The organism is Dialister sp. UBA1703, assembly GCA_002320515.1.
GTDB lineage: Bacteria > Bacillota > Negativicutes > Veillonellales > Dialisteraceae > Dialister.
Genome location: DCJJ01000026.1, coordinates 2,768 through 8,322, shown reverse-complemented (window position 1 = coordinate 8,322; position 5,555 = coordinate 2,768). Strand labels below are relative to the sequence as shown.

The following is a 5,555-nucleotide window of genomic DNA, read 5'->3' as shown; positions in this document are numbered from 1 at the left end:
CTATACACGCCGAACTGGCGCACACCTTAAGAACCCTCGGCCCGAGGGGCCGTCAACCTTCCCCTCTGAACCCTCTGTTCCCAACCCGTTTACCGGTCCCAATCTACTTTTGCAATACCTGCCTTCCCATGATAAAATAAGTAAATATATTTTTTATTCCACACAGGGAGAAAGGAACAAGGAACAATGGCAGAGGAATTGAATCTTTTACAGAAGAAAATTTTATCCGACGGGGTGATTAAACCGGGAAATGTATTGAAAGTGGACAGCTTTCTGAATCACCAGATCGATGTACCTTTCATCAGTGAGCTGGGAAAGGAATTCAAGAAGCTTTTTTCCGGAAAAAAGGTGGATAAGATTCTGACCATCGAAGCTTCCGGCATCGGTATAGCCTGCCTCACGGCCATTTATTTCGGTGTTCCCGTCGTTTTTGCCAAGAAGTCCGCAGGTTCCAACATGGATGCCGACGTGTATGCTACGGAAGTCAAATCCTTTACCCACAACAAAGTAAACCACGTGGTTGTTTCCAAGAAATATCTGAATGAAGGGGAGCATATCCTCATTATGGACGATTTCCTGGCCAATGGCTGTGCTGTGGAAGGTCTGATGGACCTGGTTTCCCAGGCAGGGGGCATTGTGGAAGGTGTGGGCATCTGCATTGAAAAGGGGTTCCAGGGAGGCGGCGACGCCCTTCGCAGCAAAGGGGTGGACGTGAAGTCCCTTGCCATTATTGAAAAAATGGATGCTGCCACCGGCACCATTTCCTTCCGCTGAGGGCTGTACCATGAAAGAAAACGATGCCATTTACCGGCTGAAAGCAGATATTCCCTTTCAGAAGGCCGTTCCCTTCGGCCTGCAGCACGTGCTGGCCATGTTTGTGGCCAATATCGCTCCCATCCTTATTGTGGCAGGAGCGGTGAAAATGTCGCCGGAAGAGTCAGGGGCCCTGGTGCAGTCTGCCATGATTGTGGCAGGGATAGGCTCTCTTCTCCAGATGTTTCCTTTATGGAGGCTTGGCAGCGGCCTTCCTATTATTATGGGTATCAGCTTCACCTTCGTGTCTGTGGCCTGCGTCATCGGTACGAAGTACGGCTACGGCGCCGTGCTGGGGGCTGCTTTAATCGGCGGTATCCTGGAAGGGATACTGGGCCTTGGTGCTACCTGGTGGAAGAAATTCGTGCCGCCTATCGTGTTGGCTTCCGTAGTAACGGCCATCGGCTTTTCCCTCCTTCCCATCGGAGCCAATTCCTTCGGCGGCGGCTTCGGTGCGCCGGACTTCGGAGATGCGAAATACCTCATTGTAGGTTCCATTACCCTTGTTTCCTGCCTGATATTCAATGTGAAGGCCCATTCGTTCTATAAGCAGCTTTCTGTCCTTTTCGGTCTGGTGGTGGGGTATATTGCCGCCTGGTTCTACGGCATGGTGGACCTGTCCAGAATCACCCAGGTGTCAGTCCTTTCTCTTCCTGCTATCATGCCGGTGCCCCTGGAATTCCATGCTGATGCCATTTTCTCTATTTTCCTGATTTTCCTTGTATCTGCCACTGAAACGCTGGGGGACACCAGCGCCCTGGCAGCCATGGGCTTCGGCCGCACTCCTACAAACAGGGAAGTATCCGGCGCCATTGCGGTGGACGGCTTCATTTCCAGCCTGTCCTCCCTCTTCGGCTGCATGCCCATCACCTCCTTCAGCCAGAACGTAGGCCTCATTGCCATGACCCATGTGGTGAATCGAAAAGCCATCGGCTGCGGCGCCCTTATCATGATTCTGGCCGGTCTCATCCCCGCCTTGGGTGTCATCCTGGCCTCCCTTCCCAATGCGGTTCTTGGCGGCTGCACACTTATGATGTTCGGCTCCATCGTAGTCAGCGGCGTCCGCATGCTCGGTGACTGCGGCTATTCCCAGAGAAATATGAGCATCGCCGCCCTGTCCCTCTCCATCGGCCTGGGCTTCACCCAGACACCCCAGATTTTCCACATCTTCCCGGACCTCTTCAGAAGCGTCTTCGCCGACAACTGCGTAGCCGTCGTCTTCATCGTAGCCATGGTGCTGAACCTGGTCTTCCCGAAGGATAAGAATGAAGATAAGGAAAACGGGCCGGAAATAGTGGAGTGATGTAGTGGGTTAGCGGGCTGGTGTACTAGTGTGCTGGTGCTTCATCCTTCACTTTCTCGCCTCCCACCCATCATCCTGAGCGTCAGCGAAGGATCTTGGTACATGTAGACATTGACTCCAACTAGCTCCCTAGTACACTAGCTCCCTAGTACACTAGCTCCCTAGTACACTAGCTCCCTAGTACACTAGCTCACTAAAGAATACCGGTCGGCGGGAAGAGCGCAACAAGTACCAGGCCCCTGCATGAATTCCAATCGTCTCATGCACGACACGTACCAAGATTCTTCACTGCGTTCAGAATGACAGAGTCAATGGTCTTCCCATGTCCGGCTTTATTCTGCATAACAAAAAAACAGCTGTGAAAAATGTTTCATCATTTTCACAGCTGTTTTTATTTGACTATTTTACCAGCTCACTAGTCCACTAGTTCACCAGCTCATTGCCATTCACATTTTCATCCGAAGAAGTCTTACGGAGTAGAGGATGCAGAGGAGGGTGACGCCGGTATCGGCGAATACGGCCACCCACATGTTGGCGTATCCCAGAAGGCCCATGATCATGACAGCGATTTTTACAAAAAGGGCAAAGGCTACGTTCTGCCAGGCGGTGGAAAGTACTTTCCTGCACAGGCGAATGGCCTGGGGAATGGCCCTGACGTCGGAGTTCAGGAATACCAGGTCCGCCGCTTCAATGGCTGCATCGGCGCCGCTTCCCATGGCGGCGCCTGCGTCGGCGCCGGCCAGGACGGGGGCGTCGTTGATGCCGTCGCCGACGAAGAGGACGGAGCCCTCTTTTTCACGGATTTCTTTCATAATGGAAAGTTTATCCTGAGGGAGGAGTCCGGCATAGACTGTGGAAATGCCTGCCTTTTCTGCCACTTTTTCCGCACTTTCAGGATTATCGCCGGTCAGCATGACCGGTGTTACCCCCAAGGCTTTGATTTCCTGCACAGAGGATATGGCATCTTCTTTCAAGGCATCGGCGATGGCGATACAGCCCTGGAGTTCCTTTCCTTTGGCCAGGTATACCACCGTGCCTTCCGCAGGGAGTGCATCCAGTTCCTTATCAGAAACGCCGGCCTTCATCATGAGGGCTCTGTTTCCTGCGTATACCGGCAGGCCTTCCATTATGCCTTCCATGCCAAGGCCTGCGGTTTCATGGAGATTTTCTACTTTTGGAAGGGACAGCTTTTTCTCGCCTGCCGCTTCTATGATGGATTTTCCGATGGGGTGGGTGGAATAAATTTCACAGGCCGCAGCCAGGGAAAGTACTTCTTCCTGCTTTTTGCCATGGGCAGGGAGGATGGAGCGTACCTTGAATTTGCCTTCCGTCAGGGTACCTGTCTTATCCATCACCGCCGCTTTGACTTTGGAGAGCACTTCCATCACCGTGCCGCCTTTAAAGAGGATACCCTCTTTGGAAGCCCGTCCGATGCCTGCAAAGAATGCCAGGGGCACGGAAATCACAAGGGCGCAGGGGCAGGAGATGACGAGGAAGGTGAGGGCGGTGTAAATGCATTTCTCCCAGTCCGCCTGGAAGAAGAGGGGAGGAACCACTGCTACAAGAAGGGCAATCAGTACCACCGCCGGCGTATAAATGCGGGAGAAACGGGTAATAAAGCGGTCGATTTTCGGCTTGCTGGCCACTGCATTTTCCACGGAGTCCAGAATGCGGCTGACCATGGATTCTGCCAGTATCTTGGTTACCTGCAGTTTGATGGTGCCGGTCATATTGACGCAGCCGGAGTCCACATGGCTTCCTGCCGGTGCCATCACCGGTTTTGGTTCTCCGGTAACGGCGGAGGTATCAATCTGCGTGTTTCCTTCTACAATGAGTCCGTCCAGGGGGATACGGTCGCCGGGGCGGATAAGAAGAATGTCTCCTACCCTGGCCTCTTCCGCCGGAACGGTTTCCATTTCATTACCGGAGAGACGTTGCACCACTTCCGGACGAAGATCTACGGCGTCCATAATCTGTTTCCTGCTCTTTCCGCTGGCCAGATCCTGGAGATATTCACCGATGCGGTAGAAGAACATGACACCCACCGCTTCCGGGTACTCCTGAATGCCGAAGGCGCCTAAGGTGGCGATGGTCATGAGGAAGGTTTCATCAAAGAATTCCCCGTGGCTCACATTCTTCAGTGCTGTCCAAAGGATGGGCCCGCCAAGAATGAGGTAGGAAATAAAGAAAAGAATATTCCCGTACATGTCCGGCAGGGACAGGATGCCAAAGGGCTGGTAGTGCAGCACCATGCCCAGCACAAAGAGAATGCCGCCCATCCGGAGCTGTCCTTCTTCGGTAAAAAGCTTTCGATAAAAGGGGAGGGGCTTTTCCTTTTCCTCCATGGATTTTTTGGGAGCCCGCACTTTCTTCCTGATTTCCGTAGGAGACTCCACCTCATTGCACTTTTCCGTAAGGGTGGGAATCAGGCTGTCCGGGTCCTCTGCCGTGAGCTTCATAGTTTTCGTGGCATAGGAAATGGAAGCGGAGAGAACGCCGGGCTGACGGTTAATCAGCTTTTCCAGTTTCAGCGCGCAGGCAGCGCAGTCCAGGGTAGGGATTTCATAGGTTTCAGTCCGGTAGGCTGCCCTATCCACCGGCGGCACAATGCCCACCGATTCATCAACGCTTCTGCATACTGCCAGTACTTCCTTCAGAAGCTGATCCGGATCCTCTTTGGAAACAAGGCGGAGCTCCTTGGTACGGAAAGAAATGGAAGCAAAGAAAACAGAGGGCATTTCCCGAATCTTCCCTTCCATCTTAGCGGCACATTCCATGCAGTCCAGATGTTCCATGTGGTACACGGCGCGGTGGTACGTATTTCCAAGGAAATTGCAGCGGCAGCGGTCAAGGCTTTTCCCGCAGATGTCGCAGTCCTCTTCCTCCACACATTCATGGCAGTGGCAGTCCGATGCATGACCTTCCCGGTGGTGGATTCCTAAATCATGGAAATGGCCAAAAGCACGGCGCTCATCGGCGTCAATGTCCTTCTCATCTTCCATGATATCCTTTTCGTTATTCACATACCTTGCCATTTCCGGATCATGGGAATGATCGTGGGGAAGAGGCTCCTCATGGTGATGGTTATGATCATGATGATGACCGCAGCATCCGTGATGGTGGTCTTCCTCAGTGTCGCTTCCGGAATCATCTTCATGGATATGACTTTCCCCATGATGATGGTGGTGGCAGTGGCAGCAGCCGCAGTTGTGGGCGTGTACTGCTTCTTCCTGTTTATTCATGATAATTTCCTCCTTGCAGAAATATGGTTTTTCATAATTAGATTTTAGCATTGCCGATATATGGAGTAAACCGATTATGAAAAACACTTTAAAATTTCAAGTGGAGAAAGGGAGAAAATAAAAAGGGGCTGTGAAAAAATACAGAAATGACACAGCTGCCACTTCACCTCACTGTCATTTCGACCGCAGCCGGTCAG

General features: G+C 52.4%; 3 protein-coding genes. 2 read left to right on the top strand and 1 reads right to left on the bottom strand.

The features are described 5' to 3' along the window. Positions 1-198 precede the first annotated feature (198 nt). A complete protein-coding gene (locus B2Y11_RS01465; protein WP_297026621.1) occupies positions 199-774 on the top strand; it encodes a xanthine phosphoribosyltransferase in 576 nt (191 codons plus the stop codon). Positions 775-784: 10 nt separating this feature from the next. Then, the gene (locus B2Y11_RS01460; protein ID WP_291055226.1) at positions 785-2,116 is read left to right on the top strand and encodes a uracil-xanthine permease family protein; all 1,332 of its coding nucleotides are present in this window, start codon (positions 785-787) and stop codon (positions 2,114-2,116) included. A gap of 446 nt (positions 2,117-2,562) precedes the next feature. On the opposite strand, the gene B2Y11_RS01455 is transcribed toward B2Y11_RS01460, so the two are convergent. Continuing rightward, positions 2,563-5,358 (bottom strand): heavy metal translocating P-type ATPase, encoded by a 2,796-nt coding sequence (locus B2Y11_RS01455; protein ID WP_291055223.1) that lies wholly within the window; start codon positions 5,356-5,358, stop codon positions 2,563-2,565. Positions 5,359-5,555 lie beyond the last annotated feature (197 nt).